This is a genomic window from Streptomyces sp. LUP47B (genome assembly GCF_001746295.1).
Lineage (GTDB): Bacteria > Actinomycetota > Actinomycetes > Streptomycetales > Streptomycetaceae > Streptomyces.
In genome coordinates, this window is record NZ_MJAH01000021.1 from 1 (window position 1) to 20125 (window position 20125).

The 20125-nt window shown below is 71.3% G+C and carries 19 protein-coding genes and 1 pseudogene; 8 read left to right on the top strand and 12 right to left on the bottom strand.

The window, feature by feature from the left end:
• The 4 genes from BFN33_RS42020 to BFN33_RS42035 all read right to left on the bottom strand — a co-directional run.
• A partial coding sequence (locus tag BFN33_RS42020; RefSeq protein WP_141758054.1) for a hypothetical protein occupies positions 1 to 285 on the bottom strand: 285 nt, incomplete at its 3' end.
• A gap of 294 nt (positions 286 to 579) precedes the next feature.
• The gene (locus tag BFN33_RS42025) at positions 580 to 1686 is read right to left on the bottom strand and encodes an ATP-binding protein (RefSeq protein WP_069765498.1); all 1107 of its coding nucleotides are present in this window, start codon (positions 1684 to 1686) and stop codon (positions 580 to 582) included.
• Entirely contained in the window at positions 1683 to 2420 is a 738-nt protein-coding gene (locus BFN33_RS42030) for a response regulator transcription factor (protein WP_057612257.1), read from the bottom strand. Before BFN33_RS42030 ends, BFN33_RS42025 begins: the two co-directional genes overlap by 4 nt.
• A 123-nt stretch (positions 2421 to 2543) precedes the next feature.
• The gene (locus tag BFN33_RS42035; protein WP_069765499.1) at positions 2544 to 3221 is read right to left on the bottom strand and encodes a spermidine synthase; all 678 of its coding nucleotides are present in this window, start codon (positions 3219 to 3221) and stop codon (positions 2544 to 2546) included.
• A gap of 155 nt (positions 3222 to 3376) precedes the next feature.
• Between BFN33_RS42035 and BFN33_RS42040 the strand changes: the two genes are divergently transcribed.
• Positions 3377 to 4165: a rhomboid-like protein gene (locus BFN33_RS42040; protein WP_256123023.1), complete on the top strand. Its 789-nt coding sequence runs from the start codon at positions 3377 to 3379 to the stop codon at positions 4163 to 4165.
• A gap of 8 nt (positions 4166 to 4173) precedes the next feature.
• On the opposite strand, the gene BFN33_RS42045 is transcribed toward BFN33_RS42040, so the two are convergent.
• From BFN33_RS42045 to BFN33_RS42055, 4 genes and pseudogenes are all read right to left on the bottom strand, one after another.
• Complete coding sequence (locus BFN33_RS42045) at positions 4174 to 4974, bottom strand: GNAT family N-acetyltransferase (protein ID WP_069765501.1); 801 nt, start codon at positions 4972 to 4974, stop codon at positions 4174 to 4176.
• Positions 4971 to 5474, bottom strand: coding sequence for a GNAT family N-acetyltransferase (locus BFN33_RS42050; protein WP_370743368.1), 504 nt, complete (start codon positions 5472 to 5474; stop codon positions 4971 to 4973). The genes BFN33_RS42045 and BFN33_RS42050 overlap by 4 nt, the downstream gene beginning before the upstream one ends.
• Positions 5465 to 5812: pseudogene (locus BFN33_RS55705) on the bottom strand (GNAT family N-acetyltransferase); the annotation flags it as partial. The pseudogene BFN33_RS55705 and the gene BFN33_RS42050, both read right to left, overlap by 10 nt.
• A complete protein-coding gene (locus BFN33_RS42055) occupies positions 5760 to 6416 on the bottom strand; it encodes a GNAT family N-acetyltransferase (protein WP_069765502.1) in 657 nt (218 codons plus the stop codon). The pseudogene BFN33_RS55705 and the gene BFN33_RS42055, both read right to left, overlap by 53 nt.
• Positions 6417 to 6594: 178 nt before the next feature.
• Between BFN33_RS42055 and lon the strand changes: the two genes are divergently transcribed.
• Complete coding sequence (gene lon / locus BFN33_RS42060) at positions 6595 to 9009, top strand: endopeptidase La (RefSeq protein ID WP_069765503.1); 2415 nt, start codon at positions 6595 to 6597, stop codon at positions 9007 to 9009.
• Between the two features lie 100 nt (positions 9010 to 9109).
• On the opposite strand, the gene BFN33_RS42065 is transcribed toward lon, so the two are convergent.
• A complete protein-coding gene (locus tag BFN33_RS42065; protein ID WP_069765504.1) occupies positions 9110 to 9943 on the bottom strand; it encodes a lysozyme in 834 nt (277 codons plus the stop codon).
• Between the two features lie 235 nt (positions 9944 to 10178).
• Here BFN33_RS42065 and BFN33_RS42070 point away from each other — a divergent pair, with 235 nt between their 5' ends.
• Positions 10179 to 10673: a MarR family winged helix-turn-helix transcriptional regulator gene (locus tag BFN33_RS42070; protein WP_069765505.1), complete on the top strand. Its 495-nt coding sequence runs from the start codon at positions 10179 to 10181 to the stop codon at positions 10671 to 10673.
• A gap of 1260 nt (positions 10674 to 11933) precedes the next feature.
• On the opposite strand, the gene BFN33_RS42075 is transcribed toward BFN33_RS42070, so the two are convergent.
• Positions 11934 to 12722 carry a protein phosphatase 2C domain-containing protein gene (locus BFN33_RS42075; RefSeq protein ID WP_069765506.1) on the bottom strand — a complete coding sequence of 263 codons (789 nt, stop codon included), beginning with the start codon at positions 12720 to 12722 and terminating at the stop codon, positions 11934 to 11936.
• A 372-nt stretch (positions 12723 to 13094) separates the two neighbouring features.
• Between BFN33_RS42075 and BFN33_RS42080 the strand changes: the two genes are divergently transcribed.
• The 5 genes from BFN33_RS42080 to BFN33_RS42100 are packed head-to-tail and all read left to right on the top strand — an operon-like array spanning position 13095 to position 18595.
• A complete protein-coding gene (locus tag BFN33_RS42080; protein WP_069765507.1) occupies positions 13095 to 15779 on the top strand; it encodes a nitrate- and nitrite sensing domain-containing protein in 2685 nt (894 codons plus the stop codon).
• On the top strand, positions 15776 to 16279 hold the full coding sequence (locus tag BFN33_RS42085) for a roadblock/LC7 domain-containing protein (protein ID WP_069765508.1): 504 nt from the start codon (positions 15776 to 15778) through the stop codon (positions 16277 to 16279). Before BFN33_RS42080 ends, BFN33_RS42085 begins: the two co-directional genes overlap by 4 nt.
• Positions 16276 to 16689 (top strand): DUF742 domain-containing protein, encoded by a 414-nt coding sequence (locus BFN33_RS42090; RefSeq protein WP_069765509.1) that lies wholly within the window; start codon positions 16276 to 16278, stop codon positions 16687 to 16689. Before BFN33_RS42085 ends, BFN33_RS42090 begins: the two co-directional genes overlap by 4 nt.
• Positions 16670 to 17326 (top strand): ATP/GTP-binding protein, encoded by a 657-nt coding sequence (locus BFN33_RS42095; RefSeq protein ID WP_069765510.1) that lies wholly within the window; start codon positions 16670 to 16672, stop codon positions 17324 to 17326. The genes BFN33_RS42090 and BFN33_RS42095 overlap by 20 nt, the downstream gene beginning before the upstream one ends.
• A 15-nt stretch (positions 17327 to 17341) precedes the next feature.
• Positions 17342 to 18595: a styrene monooxygenase/indole monooxygenase family protein gene (locus BFN33_RS42100; protein ID WP_069765511.1), complete on the top strand. Its 1254-nt coding sequence runs from the start codon at positions 17342 to 17344 to the stop codon at positions 18593 to 18595.
• On the opposite strand, the gene BFN33_RS42105 is transcribed toward BFN33_RS42100, so the two are convergent.
• Both BFN33_RS42105 and BFN33_RS42110 read right to left on the bottom strand, forming a co-directional pair.
• On the bottom strand, positions 18568 to 19701 hold the full coding sequence (locus tag BFN33_RS42105) for an NlpC/P60 family protein (RefSeq protein ID WP_079141312.1): 1134 nt from the start codon (positions 19699 to 19701) through the stop codon (positions 18568 to 18570). The two genes, BFN33_RS42100 and BFN33_RS42105, sit on opposite strands and share 28 nt — an antisense overlap.
• A 101-nt stretch (positions 19702 to 19802) precedes the next feature.
• The gene (locus tag BFN33_RS42110) at positions 19803 to 20120 is read right to left on the bottom strand and encodes a hypothetical protein (protein WP_069765512.1); all 318 of its coding nucleotides are present in this window, start codon (positions 20118 to 20120) and stop codon (positions 19803 to 19805) included.
• Positions 20121 to 20125: the final 5 nt, after the last annotated feature.

Sequence of the window (20125 nt, forward strand, 5' to 3'; positions counted from 1 at the left end):
GGCGGCCTGAGCCGGAGCGGTGGGGGCCGGTGCGGCCGCGGCCGCGGTGGTGGTCTCCGCGGCCCCCGCGGCCGCGGTACCCGCCGCAGCCGGAGCGGCGGCCCCCGACTTGTAGTCGGCGAAGAAGTCCCACCAGGCACGGTCTACCGAATTCGGGTCCTGGAGGTACTGCTGATAGATCTCGTCGACGAGCCACTCGTTCGGGCCGAACGCGGCAGCGGGGTTCTTGCCCGCATGGTCTGCGTCGGTCGAGATGCTCGAGTTACTGGGGGACTGTGGCGACACGGCGGCAACCGCCCTCTTCCGCTTCTCACAAGGTGATGGACAGCGGAAATAAAGGCTACGCCCCCAAGACCGTGAAGGTCAGGCCGGGCCGGTCCATCGTCGTGTAAGTCACATCAAACAGCGGGTTTCAGGGGTGGAAATGGCGGGAAACAAGCGTAGTTCCGCTGCGGGAGTCCACGTGAGGGAAGCGCCGGGCGGGGCCGTGCGCGACGGTGGCGCGGCCCTCTGCCTGATCACACGTGTCCGTCGGCGCGGAACAGAGATGGATCTTGTGGCTCCGCTTCGAACTTTACGTCAACTTGGCAGAGATGGAAGTCCTGGAAGGGTGACAAGGATCCGGCAGCCCCGATCGGATTCGGCCACTCCGATCCGGCCGCCGTGCAGATCCACCGCCCAGCGGGCGATCGCGAGCCCGAGCCCGGTGCCGCCGTCACTGCCCGGCCCGTGCGGGCGCCTGACCTGACCGCGGTTGAACCGCTCGAAGACGCGGTGCCACTCCGAGCGCGGAATGCCGGGGCCCTCGTCGAGCACCTCCAGCTCGAGCGACTCCGGCAGGGACCCGCGCCGCGCCTTGACCGTCACCCGGCCGTGCGCCGGGCTGTGCTTGACCGCGTTGTCGATGAGGTTGGCGACGACCTGGTGGATGCGCTCCGGGTCGGCGTGCGCGGTGAGCTCCGGCGGGGACACGTCGAGGTGCAGATGGACGTCGTTGCGGGTGTGGCTGCCGGACCCGGAGGCGATGCCCGCGCGCGCGGTGGCGACCATGTTGGCCTCCTTCAGCACGCCCGACAGGTACGGCCACACCTCGAAACGGCGCTTTTTCAGCGGTACGACGCCGTTGTCGAGCCGGGACAGGTCCAGCAGCGTCTCCACCAGCCGGCCGAGCCGCTCGGTCTGCTTCAGGGCCGTGCGCATGGTCTCGGGGTCGGCCTGGGTGACCCCGTCGACGATGTTCTCCAGCACCGCGCGCAGGCCCGCGATGGGCGTGCGCAGCTCATGGGAGACATTTGCCACAAGTTCCTTGCGCTGGCGTTCCTGGGCCTCCAGGTCGTCCGCCATACGGTTGATCGTCTGGGCCAGGTCGCCCAGCTCGTCCCGCCGGTTCTCGCGCACCCGGCGGGTGTAGTCGCCGTGCGAGATGGACCGGGCGACCGCGTTCATGTCGTCCAGCGGCGCGGTGAGCGAATGCGCCACGAACTGCGTAATGAGCAGTGTGGCGATCATCGAGAAGACCGTGATGAAGCGCAGCTCCGTCGCCGTGCGCATCGCGATCATCATCAGCCCGGTCGTGATGAGGACCGCGATGACGACCAGGGCACCCAGCTTCGTCTTGATCGAGAACGGGCTTACGCCGCCCCAGGGTTCCTTGGGGCTTCTCCGGCCGGCCGGACCCTCGCTCATGGCGTCGGCGTCTCCAGGGCGTAGCCCACGCCGTGCACCGTGCGGATCCGCTCGGCGCCGATCTTCCGGCGCAGTGCCTTGATGTGGCTGTCGACCGTGCGGGTGCCGGAGGCGTCCGCCCAGTCCCACACCTCGGCCAGCAGCTGCTCACGGGAGAGCACCGCGCGCGGGGTGTTCGCCAGGCACACCAGCAGGTCGAACTCGGTGGGCGTCAGGTGCACGTCCTCCGAGCGCACCCGTACCCGACGCTGCGCGTGGTCGATCTCCAGCTCGCCGAGCCGGAGAATGCCGGACCGGGGCGTCGCGGCGGCCAGTGCGGCCCGCTCGACCCGCCGCAGCAGGACGTGCACGCGCGCGGCCAGCTCGCGCATCGAGAACGGCTTGGTCATGTAGTCGTCGGCGCCGACGCCGAGCCCGACCAGCATGTCGGTCTCGTCGTCCCGCGCGGTGAGCATCATCACCGGCACCGGACGGGCGGCCTGCACACGGCGGCAGACCTCGAGACCGTCGAAGCCGGGCAGCATGATGTCGAGGATCAGCAGGTCCGGCTGCCAGGCCTCTGCCGTGTCCACCGCCGACGGACCGTCGACCGCCGTTTGCACGAGGAATCCCTCGGCGCGCAGGCGGGTCGCGATGGCGTCGACGATCGTCGGATCGTCCTCGACGACCAGAACCCGGCGCTGTGCGCCCGGAGTGGCCGTCGTGCCGTTGTGGGAGGTGTGTGTCTGCTCCATCGCCCGCCCCTGGGGAGTGCTTTCCGGAACCATGTGGGGTGATTCCTTGTCTGCGCATGACTGCGATTGACGCTTGAATGATCGGCGTAGGGAAGCAGAGTACGGGGAGTCATCACCCCTTTGCTATCCAGGTCGGACGGCGAGATGCACGACGTCCGGTACGCCCCGGGCAACGGGGATCTCCTCGGTACGTACCTGCTGGAACCCGGCATTTGATAGGGATCCCTCAAATTCCGCAGAGGGTTTCGCCGACCACACGGCCAGTACCCCGCCCGGCTTCAACACCCTTGCGCAGCTTGTGAGTCCGGTACGCGCGTAGAGCCCGTGGTTGCCGTCCGTGACCGTCCAGTCGGGGCCGTTGTCGATGTCGAGGCACAGCGCATCAAAAGTGGCGCATGTCTCATTGACGAATCCGACTAGATCCGTTTCCAGAATCTTCGTCCGGGGATCGGCGAGCGCCTCGGCCGAGAGGGCCGACAGCGGGCCCGCGCGGTGCCAGTCGACGATCGCCGGTTCCCGCTCGACGACCGTGATCCGCCCCCAGCGCGGGTTCGCGGCCGCGTGTGCGAGCGAGAAGCCGACGCCGAGGCCGCCGATGAGGACGTGTGGGGCGGGGCGGTCGTCGAGGGCGGCGAGCGCCGCGTCGACGAGCATCCGCTCCGAGCGTCCGTCGGAGGTGTCCATCAGGAAGCAGCCGTTGGCGATGATCTGGAGCAACTCGCCGTGGCGCCGGAGAACCACCTCCCCGTAGGGGCCCTCGCGACGGTCCAGGACTTCGGGAATGTCGTACGAGGTGGGCATCGGCCCATCCTGGCAGGTACGGAGTCCGGGGCGGAACTTCTTGAGAAGTCACTGTGAATGGGGGGTGAGGTGGCGCAGGTCACAGACAGGGGGCGGGTCGGACGCGAAGGCTGGGGTGAGTGAAACGGAAGGAGCAGCTCACCTTGGAACGGACCGTGCCTGCCACTCCTTCCGACGACGCGCCCTCCCCTGTGCCGGTGGCGGGACTGCTCGACGGGTTGCCCCGGCAGCGGGAACGCTGCGGGACGGGTGCCGCCGAGACTCCCGTGACATCTCTGGCAACGGCCGTTCCGGACACCCGACTTCGCGTCCTCCGCCTCCGGCGGCTGTTCCCCGCCCCGGTCGGGACCCCGTTCACCTTCTTCTACGGCGCCGTCCTGACCGTCGTCTCGCTCGTCGCCGCGCAGCTGGACCCCGCCCTCGTGCACACCCTGCACCAGGGCTCCAGCACCGATGTCGCCCACCTCGTGCGGACGCCCGTACTGGTGCTGGTCGCCAGCGCGTTGTGGATCGCGGGCGGGATCCTCTCGCCGTACGCCGTTGCCCTGCTGTTCGTCCTCACCGCGCTGGAGCGGCGGATCGGTGGGATGCGCACGGCCGGTGTCTTCCTGCTCGGGCATATCGGCGCGACCCTCGCCACCGAGGTCCCCATAGGCCTCGCGGTCCTGGTCGGGCATCTGCCCGCCAGCTCACTGCACCGTCTCGACTACGGGGTCAGCTTCGGCGTCGCCGCGAGCCTCGGTGCGCTGGCGGGGCTGCTCGGGCCGTGGCTGCGCCGGCCGTTGCTCGCCGTGTTCGCCTGGATGCTGGTGACGGACCTGATCGCGTTCACCGACCCGATGACCGACTGGGGCCATCTGATCGCCCTGACGATCGGCGTCGCGACCTGGCCGGCGGTACGGCGGTGGCACCGTGCACGTCAGCCCCTCGCGGACAGGTCCTAGGCACGGTCTCAGCGAACCGCGGGCGTCCAGACGTACGGCGTCGTCGTGGTCACCGCGTGCATGCCGAGCCTGCGCAGGATGGGCGCGCTGTCGTCGGACGCGTCCACGTGCAGATAGGTGACGCCTCGGGAGACGGCGAGAGCGGCGCGTACGGCGACCAGGGCGCGGTAGATGCCCCTGCCCCGCCACTCGGCGAGCGTGGATCCGCCCCACAGGCTCGCGAACCCGGTGCCCGGGCGGAACACCAGCCAGGCGGCGCACACCACTTCGCCGTCCGCCTCGGCGACGTACACCGCGATGTCGTCCGGCGCGGTGCCGACCCTGCCGATCAGGTCGTCGGCGAGCCAGCTCCAGTCCTCGCCCCAGACCGCCGACTCCATCGCGGCGATCCGGCGCATGTCCGCGTCCGCCGTGACGCGGCGCACCGTGACGCCTTCCGGTGGCGCGGGCTGCCACAGGGCCATCTCGGCGGCCCGGCCGACCAGTACCGTCTCCCGCTCCTCGGGCACGAAACCGGCCGCGCGGAGTCGTTCGGTGAGGTCGGCCGGGGTGTCGTGGGAGCGGGTCTTCCATTCGACGGCCTCGCCGCGTGCCGCGAAGAAGTCACGCTGCCGCGCGATGAGTTCGTCGAGCGCGCCGCCGTCGACACCGAGGTCGCGCGGCCCGCTCACCAGCCCGCGGAACTGGCCGACGGTCCTGAGCAGCGGCCCGTCCTGCTCGTACGTCACCCCCGCGGGCGGGGTCGGGGGAGCGCCGCGCATCTGGTCGTCGTAGGCGGAGAGGAGGGGCTGCATGTCCGCGGTGGTCATGGTGGTTCGTTCCCCCGGTCGTCTCGGTTGTCTCGGTGGTCCAGGTCATTCGGGTCGTCGCCCCGCACGCGCGCGTGGAGGTGCTGGTCGTGCCGGCCGTCCGAGTGGAGGAGGGCGTGGCGCATGGTGCCCTCCAGTGGGAAGCCGGCCTTCTCCGCCACGCGGCAGGAGGACTCGTTGGCGACGGCGTGGCAGAGGGTGAGGCGGTGCAGGCCGAGATCGTGCAGCGCCCAGTCGGTGAGCCGACGGGTGGCCTCGACGGCGATGCCGATGCCGCGGCCGGCGGGCAGCACCCAGTAGGCGATCTCGGCGTGGCCCCGGTCGAGGTCGACGTCGATCCAGGCGGCGAGGCCGAGGATGTCGCCGGGGCGGGGGTTCTGGGCGTGCTCGTCCCGCGGACCGGCGGCGGGGCCGATGCCGGTGCTCTTCGGGACGCCCGCCCCTTGGCCCCCGCGTTCTCCCGCGCAACTGCCCACACCGCCGCCGTCTCCCTCTCCCACCGCTCCCGCATCCGCCCGATACGCGCGCGTGCCTCGTCCTCGGTCAGTGTCGGCAGCAGGTTCCAGCGACTGATGGCCGGATCGTGGCTCGCGGCCACCAGGGCATCGGCGTCCGTCATGCGCCAGGGCCGGAGTTCCAGGCCGCCGGGAAGAGCCAGGACCGGCTGGACGTTGTCCGCCATGCGGCCGGCGGGAACCACCGGAAGTATCGGGGCGATCACCGGCGCAGCATGACAGAGGCCGTCCCCCGTCGCCTCCGGGTTTTCCGCGGGCGGCGACGGACGGTCACCCGGCGTTCGGCCCCACGAACTTCGCACTGGTGAGCGGAGCCTCCACATGCCAGCCCAGAGACTCGTACAGCCCCCGCCCCGCCGGTGTTCCCACGAGGACGCCGGTCTCGGCACCCGTGTCGGCCGCGACGGCCTGGAGCGTGCGCATGACGACGCTGCCCAGGCCCCGGCGCCGATGGGCGGCCGCGGTCTCGATCTGGTCGAAGACGGCGGTCGCGCCGGTCGGGGCGACCTGACCGCGCGCCGCGAGGGAACCGTCGGGCGCGGCGACGAGGACGCGTGTGACGCCGCCGACGGACCAGGTGCGCAGCCGGTATCCGTCGGGAGCGGCGGTCCCTCGCGCCGGCGTGGTCAGCGGGACCGTCATCAGGTAACCCGGCTCGGGATCCACCCACCAGCCCTCGTCCAGCCAGGGCCTGACCACCTCCGGGTCCTGGAACACCTTGAGCCACACCCCGGCCCCCGTCACCCCGCCCGCCACCTTGCGCACGACCCCCTCGTCCACGTCGTCGCCCAGCGCGTCGAACACATGCCGCGACACCTGCGCGAGCTGCCCCACGTCGACGGTGAACCCCCACGGCTCACGCTCCGGCGTCGCCGCCCCGCGGGACACGACCCAGCCCGTCACCCACGCCTGTACGACTCTGTCCATGACATCCCCCTGTAATGGTCTCTTGCGGCATGCGCCTCTTACTGGATGACCATAGGTCCGAGTCCGCGGTTCCGGCAGCCGTGATCGCCGACAGCGAACACGCGAAGGGGTCGGGAACATTCGAAGTCCCTGGTGCATTGAGTCGGCATAGCTCAACTTGACTGCCTAAGGGGAGATCATGGCTTCGACGTCCACACCGCTCACCCTGCCCGTGCTGCCGCTCGACGACGAGGTCGTGCTGCCCGGAATGGTGGTTCCGCTGGACCTGAACGACACCGACGTACGCGCCGCGGTGGAGGCCGCCCAGGCCGCCGCCCGCTCGGAACCCGGAAAGCCGAAAGTCCTGCTGGTGCCACGCATCGACGGCGAATACGCCGGCACCGGTGTGCTCGGCACCATCGAGCAGGTCGGGCGGCTGGCCGACGGCGACCCGGGAGCGCTCATTCGCGGCCGGAGCAGGGTGAAGATCGGTGCGGGAACCACCGGCCCCGGCGCCGCCCTGTGGGTCGAGGGGACCACGGTCGACCAGACCGTCCCCGAACCGCTGCCCGGTCACGTCACCGAACTGGTCAAGGAATACAAGGCCCTCGCCACCGCCTGGCTGCGCAAGCGCGGCGCCTGGCAGGTCGTCGACCGGGTGCAGGCCATCGACGACGTCTCCACCCTTGCCGACAACTCCGGTTACTCGCCGTTCCTGACCACCGAGCAGAAGGTCGAACTGCTGGAGACCGCCGACCCGGTCACCCGCCTCAAGCTCGCCACCCAGCAGCTCCGCGACCACCTCGCCGAGCAGGACGTCGCCGAGACCATCGCCAAGGACGTCCAGGAGGGCGTCGACAAGCAGCAGCGGGAGTTCCTGCTCCGCCGTCAGCTGGAAGCCGTACGCAAGGAACTGCGCGAGCTCAACGGCGAGCAGGAGGGCGAGGAGTCCGACGACTACCGCGCCCGCGTGGAGGCGGCCGACCTGCCCGAGAAGGTGCGGGAAGCCGCCCTCAAGGAGGTCGACAAGCTGGAGCGGTCCAGCGACCAGTCCCCGGAGGGCTCCTGGATCCGCACCTGGCTGGACACGGTCCTCGAACTGCCGTGGAACGAACGGACCGAGGACGCGTACGACATCCAGGGCGCCCAGGCGATCCTCGACGCCGAGCACGCGGGTCTCGAGGACGTGAAGGAGCGGATCACCGAGTACCTGGCGGTGCGCAAGCGCCGTAGCGACCGGGGGCTGGGCGTCGTCGGCGGCCGGCGCGGCGGTGCGGTCCTGGCCCTCGTCGGGCCGCCCGGTGTCGGCAAGACCAGCCTCGGGGAATCCGTGGCCCACGCCATGGGCCGCAAGTTCGTCCGTGTCGCCCTCGGCGGCGTACGGGACGAGGCGGAGATCCGCGGCCACCGGCGGACGTACGTCGGCGCGCTGCCCGGCCGGATCGTGCGGGCGATCAAGGAGGCCGGGTCGATGAACCCGGTGGTCCTGCTCGACGAGATCGACAAGGTGGGCTCCGACTTCCGCGGCGACCCCGCGGCGGCCCTCCTGGAGGTCCTGGACCCGGCGCAGAACCACACCTTCCGCGACCACTACCTGGAGGTCGAGCTCGATCTGTCGGATGTCGTCTTCCTCGCCACGGCCAACGTGCTGGAGGCGATCCCGGAGGCGCTGCTCGACCGGATGGAGCTGGTCCGGCTCGACGGGTACACCGAGGACGAGAAGGTCGTCATCGCCCGTGACCACCTGCTCCCGCGTCAGCTGGAGCGGGCGGGGCTCGCCAAGGACGAGGTCGTCATCGACGAGAGCGCGCTGCGCAAGCTCGCCGGCGAGTACACCCGCGAGGCGGGCGTCCGCACCCTGGAGCGGTCGATCGCGAGGCTGCTGCGCAAGGTGGCGGCCCAGCACGAACTGGGCGAGCGGAAGCTGCCGTTCACCGTCACGGACCAGGAGCTGCGCGGTCTGATCGGCCGGCCGCACCACGTGCCCGAGTCGGCCCAGGACCCGGCGGAGCGCCGTACGGCGGTCCCCGGGGTGGCGACCGGACTCGCGGTCACCGGAGCGGGCGGAGACGTGCTGTTCGTCGAGGCGTCGCTGGCCGACCCGGAGACGGGCGCGGCGGGTCTGACGCTGACCGGCCAGCTGGGTGACGTGATGAAGGAGAGCGCGCAGATCGCGCTGAGCTTCCTGCGGTCGCGCGGCGCGGAGCTCGAACTGCCGGTCGGCGACCTGAAGGACCGGGGCGTGCACATCCACTTCCCGGCGGGCGCGGTCCCGAAGGACGGCCCGAGCGCGGGCGTCACCATGACGACGGCGCTGGCCTCGCTGCTCTCCGGCCGCCTGGTCCGCACGGACGTGGCGATGACGGGCGAGGTCTCGCTGACCGGCCGGGTCCTGCCGATCGGCGGCGTGAAGCAGAAGCTGCTCGCCGCGCACCGCGCCGGGGTGACGACCGTCATCATCCCGAAGCGCAACGAGGCCGACCTGGACGACGTCCCGGCGGAGGTGCTGGACAAGCTCGACGTCCACGCCGTCACCGACGTCCGCCAGGTCCTGGAGCTGGCGCTGTCCCCGGCGACCAACGGGGCGACGCCGGAGGTTCCGGTGGCGGCGTGAGGCCGTAGTCCTCAGCGGGCTCGGCCCGCGGCTGCCGGATGAGGTGAAGGCCCGGGTTCTCGTGAGGGAGGCCCGGGCCTTCGCCGTATGCCGGGGTGGGTCAGCCGGCGGCGAGTGCCTGTACGCGGTCCAGGGCGCCGTTGAACCGGTCGTGGTCGCCGACCGTCGGGCCGGAGGAGGTGTACTGCCACATGGTGTACGAGCTCCAGCCGGCCGGGAGGGTGCCCGCCGTCGAGGCGTACCGGGCGATCCACAGCGGGTTGGCGGAGAAGCCGCCGTAGTTTCCGGTGCACTGGGTCCACCAGTTGGTGGCCGTGTAGATGACGGCGTTGCGGCCGGTGCGCGCCTTGTACTGGTTCAGGAAGTCGCGGATCCAGGTGACCATCGCGCTCTGCGACTTGCCGAAGCAGGCGTCGCCGTACGGGTTCCATTCGATGTCGAGGGTGCCGGGCAGTGTCCTGTTGTCCCGGTACCAGCCGCCGCCGCTGTCGACGAAGTAGTCGGCCTGCGTCGCGCCGCTGCTGGTGTCCGGGGTGGCGAAGTGATAGGCGCCGCGGATCATGCCGACGTCGTGGGAGCCGTTGTACTGCTGGCTGAAGGAGGGATTCGTGTAGTACGTCCCCTCGCTCGCCTTGGTGTACGCCCAGCGCACCCCGCTGTTCCACAGGGTCGACCAGGAGACGTTGCCCTGGTAGCTGGCGACGTCGACGCCCTCCGCCTGGGTGGCACGGGTACCGGCGGGCAGACCGTCCTGGCCGTCATGCGCTACGACGCCCATTCCCATGTGGGCGGAGCCGCGGGCCGGGGTGGCGGTGGCCTCGGGGGATTCGGCGGCCGGGGCGGCGGCCGGGTGGAGCAGGGCGAACGCGGTGAGCAGGAGTGCGACGACGAAGAGGCGTCGGGGACGTATCGGTCCGGGTCTGTGCACGGGCATGGCGTGCCTCCGAAGGCTCGGTGATGCTCGGTTGGGGGAACACGGGACGGCCGTGCCGGGCTGGCGTGAGCATGCCAGCCGCTGCTCGGCCAAGACGCTTCGTACGACGACGAGGGGTGGGAAGCGGGACCGGCGGCTGCCGTTGGTCCAGCCCTGCGAAATACTTACGGAGCCGCGGTGATGGCGCAATTTGGCGGAAACCTTCACGACCGGGATATCCAAGGCAGGGGCTGACGTGCACGAAGACGGAAACGGTGGCGGGAGCCTGGGCGGGGCCGACGTGGCGCCGCACGGTGTGGACCAGCCCGGATTCCTCGCGCTGGAACGTGAGTTGACCGTCCTGCTGCGCCGCGCCCGGGCCAACCAGGGTGAGATGGCCCGCGAGGTCCATCCCGACCTGGAGTCTGCGGCCTACGGCCTGCTCGTCCGTCTGGATGAATGCGGCCGTCAGCGCGCCACGGAACTGGCCGCCTACATCGGCGTCGGCAAGGCCACGATGTCCCGCCAGCTGCGTGCCCTGGAGGACCTGGGCCTCGTCGCCCGCGCACCCGACCCGGCGGACGGCCGGGCCTGGCTCGTCGACCTCACGGAGGAGGGCCGCTCCCGGGTACAGCGGGTCCGCGACGCCCGCCGGGCCCGGTACGCGGGCCGGCTGGCGCACTGGGACCCGGGAGAGGTCACCGAACTGGCGCGACTGCTGCACCAGCTGAACCGCGGCATGGAGAAGTAGTCCGCCGCCGGTTGCCGTGGGTTGAGTGGCCGACGGGGAGCTCGACGGCGGACGGACGGCCGTACGGGGTACTCGGCGACGCGGACCGGAAGCCCGCCGTCCGACAGGTCGTGTCGTCGCGGATCAGCCCCTGGCCGGGCCTCCCGAACCCCGCGTGAGGGCACGGCCGACAGCGGACAGCCCCGGGGGTGAGCCAACCGGCCGTCCGGGCGATCGCCCGGTTGGCGGTGAGGGCGGCGATCCGGGCGGGGCGAGGCGGGTGGCGCCGGGGGCCTCGGTGCGGGTGGCGAGGGCGGTGGCGGTGCCGCCGGGTGCTGTGCCGGAGCGGCCTCCGTAATCCGGACGAAAGACACGACCCGGTGCGTCGCTAGGAGTGGCAGCTCGCTGGCCTCGTCGTCCATCTCGGGGGACGTCACCGGGAAGGACGCGGGACCTTCCCGGTAGGCCGGGGCGCCCCGGTGTGTCCTCCGGAGTGGCAGCTCACGGTGGCGGGTCTGGTGACCATGTCGGCGCGCATCGCCGGGAGGAACCGCCGAACCTTCCTGGTCGGCCCGGGGTGCCCGGCGCATTGCCCAGGGGCTGTAGCTCATGGCGGCGGGCCTCATCGATCACCCCGTGGGGCATCGCCGGACTTGCCCGGACGACCCGGCAACGCCCCGCTGCGTCCTCAGGTGGCAGCTCACGGTGGCGGGTCTGGTGACCATGTCGGCGCGCATCGCCAGGAGGGACCGCCGGACCTTCCCGGTCGGCTCGGGGGCGCCCCGGCGCATCGCCAAGAGTGGCAGCTCACGGCGGCAGGTGTCGTCGGCTGGGACTGCTCCGGACCCGGTTGGCCCGGGGCACCCCGGTGTGTCCTCAGGAGTGGCAGCTCACGGCGGCGGGTGCCGCCGGCAGGGACCGCCGGACCCGGTTGGCCCGGGGGCACCCCGTGCGTCGCCAAGAGCTGCAGCTCACGGCGGCGGGACTCGTCGGCCACCTAGGGGGGCGCCGGGAGGGGCCCCGGCCGGCACACGGCGTCCCGGGACGCCGGCTCGCGGATGTCTCCTCGGTGGTCGGCGCGGCCGGAGTTGCCGCGCAGACCCTCACAGTTCCGCGTACGCCACCGTCGCGTCGTCGTGGTGACGGCGGGGCTCCTCGGCGGTCGGCGCTGCCGGGATTGTCGCGCTGCCTCTCACAGTTCCGCGTACGCCACCGTCGCGTCGTCGTGGTGACGGCGGGGCTCCTCGGCGGTCGGCGCTGCCGGGATTGTCGCGCTGCCTCTCACAGCTCCGCGTACACCACCGTCGCGTCGTCGTGGGTCTTGCTGCGGCGTAGATGTGTCCGGGTCTCCGCGTCCGCCCGCTCCAGGTTCCGGACGTGGTCCACCAGTGTCTGCGCGCCCTCCTTGCGGACGAGGCTGAGGCAGTCTCCCCAGCCGCCCTCGTGGAACTTCTCCACCCAGCGGGTCGCCCCGTCCGTCAGGGCCACCAGGGTGCGTACCGCCGATCGGGGCAGCACCCCCGTCACCGCGCGCCCCGCCACCGACGGGTCGGCCGCCGCCGTGAAGAAGCCGCCCTCCTTGTTGCGGAGGGTGGCGTCGATCAGGGCGTCCGTGGCCAGGGAGGTGCGGGGGAGGCGGGAGAGGCGGTCGTCCAGGACGGCCGTGACCGTGCCGTCGGGTGCCTCCACGAGCAGCGCCGAGTCCGACAGGACCAGGTACTCGACCGTCTGCGGGGACCACCGCGCCATCACCACCGTCGCCTGCGGTGTCCGCGGGTGAGAAAGGTCACAACCTTCACCATGTGTCTCCGCTGTGCGCGCGATGGCCCGGGACAGCACCTCGGCCAGGGGAACATCCATGAGCGAAACGGCCAGTTCGGTCAGCGCCCCGCCGAGACGGGCCGTGAACCAGGGGACGGAATGCAGACAGCCCGTCGGGCCGGCGGGCGGGGTGACCCCGTCGAGGGCGATCAGTACGCCGCCCTTTCCGGAAGCGGGCAGTGCGACGCTCGCGAAGTCCTCGTTGGGGCGGTTTACATCACCAGGTTCCGAGACAAGTTCCGTACGCATTCGGCCAGTCTGCACGAGCCCTCCACAAGCTTCGCCAAAGGGCGGCAACAGCCGCGGAATTGACGCACTCGCGCAGGTCAGTCGCCAGGTTTGGGGTGGAATGGTTCACTCCGGGCAGGCGTAGCGGCGAATATTGCCATCGGTCTTCGCCGACGTCCAACCGGCCTGCCGTACAAGGTCCGTGCGCGTGCCGCAGGAACTTGCCCGCCAACTCCCCTCCGGGGTTCACTCCTTCGGGTGGCGGCTCAGGCGATGTGCGGCCACCGCCCACCGGCGCTGGGAGGGTCGGGAACCGTACCCCGGTGTGCACAGCAGTTGACGGAGCGTCACCCCGGGCCCATGGGTATCACGAGTTCAGGAATGCGAGCAGCGGTGCAGAAGACGCGGCCTCGTCGCACAGGCAAGCAGACGGCCTCCGGCAACGGCGGGGAGCGCACACCCGCCACGCCCGGCGCCCCCGAGACCCCCGTCGGCAAGGGCCGCCCCACCCACGTCCGCACCCGGCTGATCCTCGCCGTCGCCGTCGTGGCCGCCGCCGTCGCCGGAGCCGGCGTCCCCTCGCTCGTCACCGCCTCCGGGGAGCTCCACGACTCCCAGGACCTGGTGACGTTCGCCGAGCAGACCCAGGACGCCCTCGACCTCGCCCACTCGCTCGCCGACGAACGCGACGAGGTCACCTCCTACATCGCGGCCGGACGGCCCGGGGCGAAGGCGCCCGGCGAGCAGTCGAGCGCCCGCGTCGACCGCCAGGTCGAGGAACTGCGCGCCCACACCGACCTGTCCACGGGCCTGCGCGGCGACCTCGACGACATCGCCGCCGTACGACGCTCCGCGCTCACCGGCAAGAGCACCGCCATCGAGGCGCACAACGCCTACTCCGCCGCCATCACCGAGCTGCACCGGCTCGCCGAGGAACTGGCCGAGAGGATGCCGTCCCGCGCGGGCTCCGGCGCCTACGCCCTCGCCGAGCTGGACTCCGCCGTGCAGCAGGCCGCCGCCACCCGTGGACTGCTGCTCGCGGCGGTCAGCGTGCCGACGTCGACCGAGAGCGACTACGACCCGATCACCGGTCTGACGACCACCAAGAAGGTCTCCTCGAAGGCCGACGCCGCTCAGCGCGACGCGCTCAGCGCCGCCGCCCAGCAGGCCCGGCTGCGTTCCGACGCGGCCCTCGCCGACTTCCAGGACTCCGCGCCCGCCACCGCCAAGGCGCGCTACGACTCCACGGTCACCGGCCCCGAGGTCAACTCCGCCGACAAGTACCTCGCCGCCCTGACCGACCAGCCCACCCTCTCCGGCGGCGAACTCGGCACCAGCACCAGCAAGCTCGACGCGGCCCTCTCCGCCCGCGTCGACCTCATGCGCGGCGCCGAGTCCGCGCTCTTCGACCGCCGGGTCAAGGAGCTCGCCCAGCTGCGTGACGACGACGTCACCACGCTGGAGCTGCGTGTCGCGATCCTCGGCGCCCTGATGCTGCTGGCCGTCGGCATCGCCACCGCCATGGCCCGCACCCTCACCCGCCCCCTGTCCGTGCTGCGCCGCGGTTCCGCCCGGCTCGCCGGGGCCGAGGACCCGACCGCCGAGGAAGCGGTCTCCTTCACCGGCCGCAACGACGAGTTCGCTCAGGTCGTCCGCTCCGTCAACGCCCTGCACGCGCACACCGTCGCGCTCGCCGAGCGGATCAACACCCTGGAGTCCGACCGCAAGCACCTGGTCGGCCAGCGGCAGAAGATGGCGGACGCGCGCGAGCAGCTCAAGGGTGAACTCGCAGAGTCCGCAGCCCAGTTGGAGCGGCTGCGCACCACCATCGGCGCCACCTTCGTCAGCCTCGCGCTGCGCACCCTCGGCCTCGTGGAGCGGCAACTCGCCGTCATCGAGAGCCTGGAGGAGCGCGAGCAGGACCCGGACCGCCTGGCGACCCTCTTCAAGCTCGACCACTTCGCCACGGTCATGCGCCGCCACAGCGAGAACCTCCTCGTCCTGGCCGGCACGGAACACGTGCAGCAGAGCGCCGGGCCCGTCCCGCTCGTCGACGTCGTCCGCGCCGCGGTCAGCGAGATCGAGCGCTACGAGCGCGTCCGCATCGCCGCCCTGCCGCCGCACGCCCACGTGGCGGGTTTCGCCGCGGACGACCTCTCGCACCTGCTGGCCGAACTCATGGAGAACGCCACCGCGTTCTCCCCGCCAGACCTGCCCGTCGAGGTCTCCGGCTGGCTCCTGGAGAGCGGCGAGGTCATGCTCTCCGTGCAGGACGAGGGCATCGGCATGACCGCCGAGCGGATGACCACCCTCAACTCCCGCCTCGCCGAGTTCGATCCCGAGGCCGCGTACGAGTCGTACGACGAGGGTGACGAGGGACTCGGCCTGGGCCTGTACGTCGTGGCCCGGCTCGCCCACCGGCACGGTGTCCGGGTGCAGCTGCGCGAGCAGAAGCAGGGCGGGGTGGCCGCGGTGGTGGTCCTCCCGAAGTCCCTACTCACCGCCGCGCCCACGTCCGCCGTGCCGGCCTCCGGCACCGGCCCGGTCACCGGCGCGCCCCACTCCCTCCCCGGCGCCGACGCGGAGGTCAACTCCAACGTCCTGAGCGGCCGTACGCAGAGCGGTGACCCCCTCGTGGACCTGGCCGAGAAGGCCGTACGCCACGCGGAGGCGGAGTCCCCCGCCGAGACGACGATGGTCCTGGCCCCGATCCCGGCACAGGGGGAGCCGGACCCCGTACCGGAGGAGCCGTCGGCACCCGGACCCACGGCCGCCGAGACCGAAGCCGCGACTGAACACGCCCGCGCCGACGAGGAGCCCGTCACCGACAAGGGCCTCCCCAAGCGCACCCCCAAGATCACCGCACCCACCGTCCCGGCGCCCCGTCAACGGAACAGCTCCGTGGACGCCGACGCCCTCCGCCGCAGGCTGGGCGGCTTCCGCCGGGGGGCAGAGGCCGGATACCGGGACGTGGAAGCGGAGATCAAGGAACAGACCGGCGAGAGCAGACTGCCGGCGACGCACAGCACCGCATCCGAAGAAGCCACGGGGGGCACAGCCGAGGAGGCAAGCAGTTGACCGCGCCCAGTACCTTCGGACTGAGTCGTGAAGCACGCAATCTCCACTTCCTGCTGACCAACCTCGTCGAGGAGGTCCCCGGCGTCCAGTCCGTCGCCGTGGTCTCCTCCGACGGACTGCTCCTGCTCTCCTCCGACGCCGAGCGGAACGCCGAGGCCCGCGAGGCCCGCGAGGCGAAACCCTCCGGCCCGCGCGGCTCGTCCGCCGACCTCGCGACCGTCGTCTCCGGCATCGGCAGCCTCACCCTGGGCGCCGCGAAGCTCATGGACTTCGGGGCGACCAAGCACACCATGATCGCGATGGACGACGGCAGCCTGTTCGTGATGTCGATCAGCGACGGTTCGCTGCTCGGTGTGCACGGCTCCGCCGACTGCGACATGAGCGTGGTGGCGTACCACATGGCGCTGTTCGTCGGCCGCGCGGGACACGTCCTGACCCCCGAACTCCGCAGCGAGCTGCGCCAGTCGCTGGAGAACGACGAGACAGGGAGCGTCCGATGACGAACAGGCCCGGGCTCCCGGTCCGCGGCGGTGACCGCAAGGCCGCCCGGGTACGGCCGTACTCGCTCACCGGCGGCCGTACCCGCTTCGGCCATGTCCTCCTCGTGGAGACCTTCGTGGCGAGCACGGCGGCCCTCGAAGCCGCCGAGGAGCGCAAGGAGCTCACCAACGGCTCGCTGAGGTCGGTCATGCCGGAGCTGCGGGCCATCGTCGAACTGTGCCGCCGGATGCGCACGGTGGCCGAGATCGCCGCGCTGCTGAAGATGCCGCTCGGCGTGGTCCGGGTGCTCCTCAGCGACCTCGCGGACCAGGGAAAGATCCGTGTGTACGGCACCGGGACCGGTCACGGTACGGGCCGTCCCGACCGCGCTCTGCTGGAAAGGGTGCTGAGTGGACTCCGTCGTCTCTGACGCCGCCGCCTCCCAGGCGTTCGGCGTCACCCCGTTCGTCGATGTCGAGACCGACGACAACCTCAGGTCCTGGCAGACGGACCGCACCCGGGCCCCCATCGCCACGAAGATAGTCGTGGCCGGCGGCTTCGGCGTCGGCAAGACCACCCTCGTCGGCACCGTCTCGGAGATCGAGCCCCTCCAGACGGAGGCGCTGATGACCGAGGCCAGCGAGCAGGTCGACGACCTCACCGGCACCCCGGAGAAGGTCACCACCACCGTGGCCATGGACTACGGCCGCATCACGCTCGACGACGACCTGGTCCTGTACCTCTTCGGCACGCCGGGCCAGGAGCGCTTCTGGTTCATGTGGGACGACCTGGTGCGGGGCGCGATAGGCGCCGTCGTCCTGGCGGACACCCGCCGCCTCAAGGACTCCTTCCCCGCCCTCGACTACTTCGAGAGCTGCGGACTGCCGTACATCGTCGCGGTCAACCACTTCGACGGCAGTGCTCGCTTCGAACCGGAGGACGTGCGAGAGGCGTTGACGATCCCCGCCCACATACCTGTCATGATCATGGACGCGCGACGGAAGATCTCGGTGATCGAGACGCTCCTGTCCCTGGTCGGCCACGCACTGGACGTCACCCCCGAGTAGGAGAACAGCCCCCGCATGCGCAAGATACTCGTCGTCGGAGCCGGTCAGTCCGGACTCCAGCTCGCCCTCGGCCTCCAGTCGCACGGCTACGAGGTCACCCTGATGTCCAACCGGACGGCGGACGAGATCCGCTCCGGCCGGGTCATGTCGACGCAGTGCATGTTCCACACGGCACTCCAGCACGAGCGCGATCTCCAGCTGAACTTCTGGGAGTCCCAGGCCCCGAAGATCGCAGGGCTCGGCGTCTCGGTGGCGGCTCCCGGCTCGTTCGACCCGGGGCCCTCGCAGCGCGCGATCGACTGGCTGGGCAGGCTCGACGGGTACGCGCAGTCGGTCGACCAGCGGGTCAAGATGGCCGGCTGGATGGAGACCTTCGCGCAGCGCGGCGGCCAGCTCGTCATCCACGGCGCGGCGGTCGGCGACCTCGACTACTTCTCCCGTACGTACGACCTCGTGCTGGTCTCGGCCGGCAAGGGCGAGCTGGTCTCCATGTTCGCGAGGGACCCGGAGCGCTCCCCGTACACCGAGCCGCAGCGCGCGCTCGCCGTCTCCTACGTGCACGGCCTGGGCCCGCGCCCCGAGCACCCGGAGACCGAGGCCGTCCGCTGCAACCTCGTCCCCGGCGTCGGCGAGCTCTTCGTCATGCCGACGCTCACGACCTCCGGGCGCGCCGACATCCTCTTCTGGGAGGGCATACCCGGCGGCCCGCTCGACGTCTTCAACGGCGTGAAGGACCCGGCGGAACATCTCTCCCTGACCCTGGAACTCATGGAGAAGTTCCTGCCCTGGGAGTACGCGCGCGCCACGAACGTCGAACTCACGGATGCCGGTGGCACGCTGGCCGGCCGCTACGCGCCCACCGTGCGCAATCCGATAGGCCGCCTGCCCGGTGGGGGACTGGTTCTGGGCGTGGCCGACGTCGTCGTCGGCAACGACCCGATCACCGGGCAGGGCTCCAACTCCGCGGCCAAGTGCGCGGCTTCCTATCTCGCGTCGATTCTCGACCAGGGGGAGAAGGAGTTCGACGAGGAGTGGATGCGGGCGACGTTCGAGCGGTACTGGGCCACCGCCCAGCACGTCACCAAGTGGACGAACGCGATGCTCGCGCCGCCGCCGGAGCACATCCTGAATCTGATCGGCGCGGCCGGGCAGCTGCCGCCGGTGGCGGACCGGTTCGCCAACGGCTTCGACGACCCGGCCGACTTCGAGAACTTCTTCTACGAGCCGGAGAAGGCGGGCGCCTACCTGGCTTCCGTGGCGGGCGGCTGATCGTCACCTTTGCGGGTGCGGGCCGTCTGCGGCCGGTCGTGTCGTTCCCCGTGCCCCTTCGGGGCGCGTCTGTCCGGACGTACGGCTCCGAGGAGCGGGTGGGCCGCGATCGGGGAGATCTTGATGCGCTCGCCGGTCCTCGGGGCCTCGATGACCTTTCCCCTCCCCACGTACATCGCCACGTGGGTCGCCTTGGGGAAGTAGATCACCAGGTCACCGGGGCGCAGGTTCTTCAGCGGGATCCTCGGCAGCCGCGCCCACTGCTCCTGGCTGGTCCTCGGGATCGGGGTGCCGGCATGGGCCCAGGCCTCCGACGTCAGGCCCGAGCAGTCGTACGTCCTCGGGCCCTCCGCGCCCCATTCGTACGGCTTCCCCAGCTGCCGCCGGGCGTACCGCAGGGCCGTCTCGCCCTTCGGGGTGGGCTTGTGGTCCTCCTGCGCGAGGGCGCCGGAGGTCGTCAGCTCCTCCTGCGCCTTCTCGACCCCCTTCTCCTCGAACTCGGCCAGCCGGGTGAGCTGTTCGGCGGTGAGGGAGGCGAGGAGTTCCTCCACGTCGGTGAGCTTCGCCCGTACGCCGTCCCGCTCCCGCTTCTGCCGGGCCGCGAGCGTGAGCTGGTCGTCGAGCGCCTTGCGCGCCCTGCGGGCGAGTTCGCCGGCCCGGTGCTCGGTGCCGGTCAGGCGGCCCACCGTCACGGCCCGCTCACGTGCCAACTGGCCGATGACATGGCCCTGGTCGAGAGCGTGCTGGGGATCGCGGGCGAGCAGGAGGCGGACGTACGGCGAGATGTCGGTGCTGTTCTGGTACTGCTGCCGGGCCAGCCGTCCCGCGGCGCCCCGGCCGTCGTGCAGGGAGAGGCGGGCCTTGGAGAGCTGCGTGTCGAGGCGGGTGACCTCCGCGCGCTTCTCCTTCAGCTTCTCCTCGGTGGCGTTGTAGGCCTCGGTGGCCTCCTCGGCCTCCCGGTACAGCCCCTGAAGATCCGTCACCAGATCGGCGACGGAACGCTCGCGCGGCTCCGGCTCCGGGACGGCCGCCGCGGGCAGCGGCGCGAGGACGGTCCCGACCGCCACCGCCGCCGTACACACCAGGCGCAGAACCCTTCCTGACACGTCATCACCTCCTGTGCGGAGCAGCCCCTCTGTTCCGCACGGTGAGCATCAGGCGGCCTCGGTGTCCTCGCGCGCCGGGTGGGCGGTTCGGCGCAACGTCGTCACCCTTCGGTGTCAGCCGGCTTGTCGTTCGGCCCGTCGTCCGGCCCGTCGTCCGGCCTGTCGGGCTTGGACCAGGGCCACTTCGGCCTGTCCACCTTGCCTTCGGGGTCGTACTCGTACTTCCACCCCTTCTGGATCCCCATCCTGGAGTGGCCCCTGGGCACCAGGCGGTAGACCAGCACGGTGGGCGGGCCGCCGGCCGCGTCGGGGACGGGGACGCGGTACGTCTTCGGCGGCCGGCCCGTGGGTCCCAGCAGCACGGGCAGCACCCGGCCGTCCAGGGGGCCGCCCTCGAAGGGGGTGTCTTCGCTCTTCACCGCAC

What these genes read in the sequence shown, in the direction of transcription:
- BFN33_RS42025 (WP_069765498.1), bottom strand. Translation starts at nt 1,686, where the DNA reads ATGAGCGAGGGTCCGGCCGGCCGGAGAAGCCCCAAGGAACCCTGGGGC.
- BFN33_RS42030 (WP_057612257.1), bottom strand. Translation starts at nt 2,420, where the DNA reads ATGGAGCAGACACACACCTCCCACAACGGCACGACGGCCACTCCGGGC.
- BFN33_RS42035 (WP_069765499.1), bottom strand. Translation starts at nt 3,221, where the DNA reads ATGCCCACCTCGTACGACATTCCCGAAGTCCTGGACCGTCGCGAGGGC.
- BFN33_RS42045 (WP_069765501.1), bottom strand. Translation starts at nt 4,974, where the DNA reads ATGACCACCGCGGACATGCAGCCCCTCCTCTCCGCCTACGACGACCAG.
- BFN33_RS42055 (WP_069765502.1), bottom strand. Translation starts at nt 6,416, where the DNA reads ATGGACAGAGTCGTACAGGCGTGGGTGACGGGCTGGGTCGTGTCCCGC.
- lon (WP_069765503.1), top strand. Translation starts at nt 6,595, where the DNA reads ATGGCTTCGACGTCCACACCGCTCACCCTGCCCGTGCTGCCGCTCGAC.
- BFN33_RS42065 (WP_069765504.1), bottom strand. Translation starts at nt 9,943, where the DNA reads ATGCCCGTGCACAGACCCGGACCGATACGTCCCCGACGCCTCTTCGTC.
- BFN33_RS42075 (WP_069765506.1), bottom strand. Translation starts at nt 12,722, where the DNA reads ATGCGTACGGAACTTGTCTCGGAACCTGGTGATGTAAACCGCCCCAAC.
- BFN33_RS42090 (WP_069765509.1), top strand. Translation starts at nt 16,276, where the DNA reads ATGACGAACAGGCCCGGGCTCCCGGTCCGCGGCGGTGACCGCAAGGCC.
- BFN33_RS42100 (WP_069765511.1), top strand. Translation starts at nt 17,342, where the DNA reads ATGCGCAAGATACTCGTCGTCGGAGCCGGTCAGTCCGGACTCCAGCTC.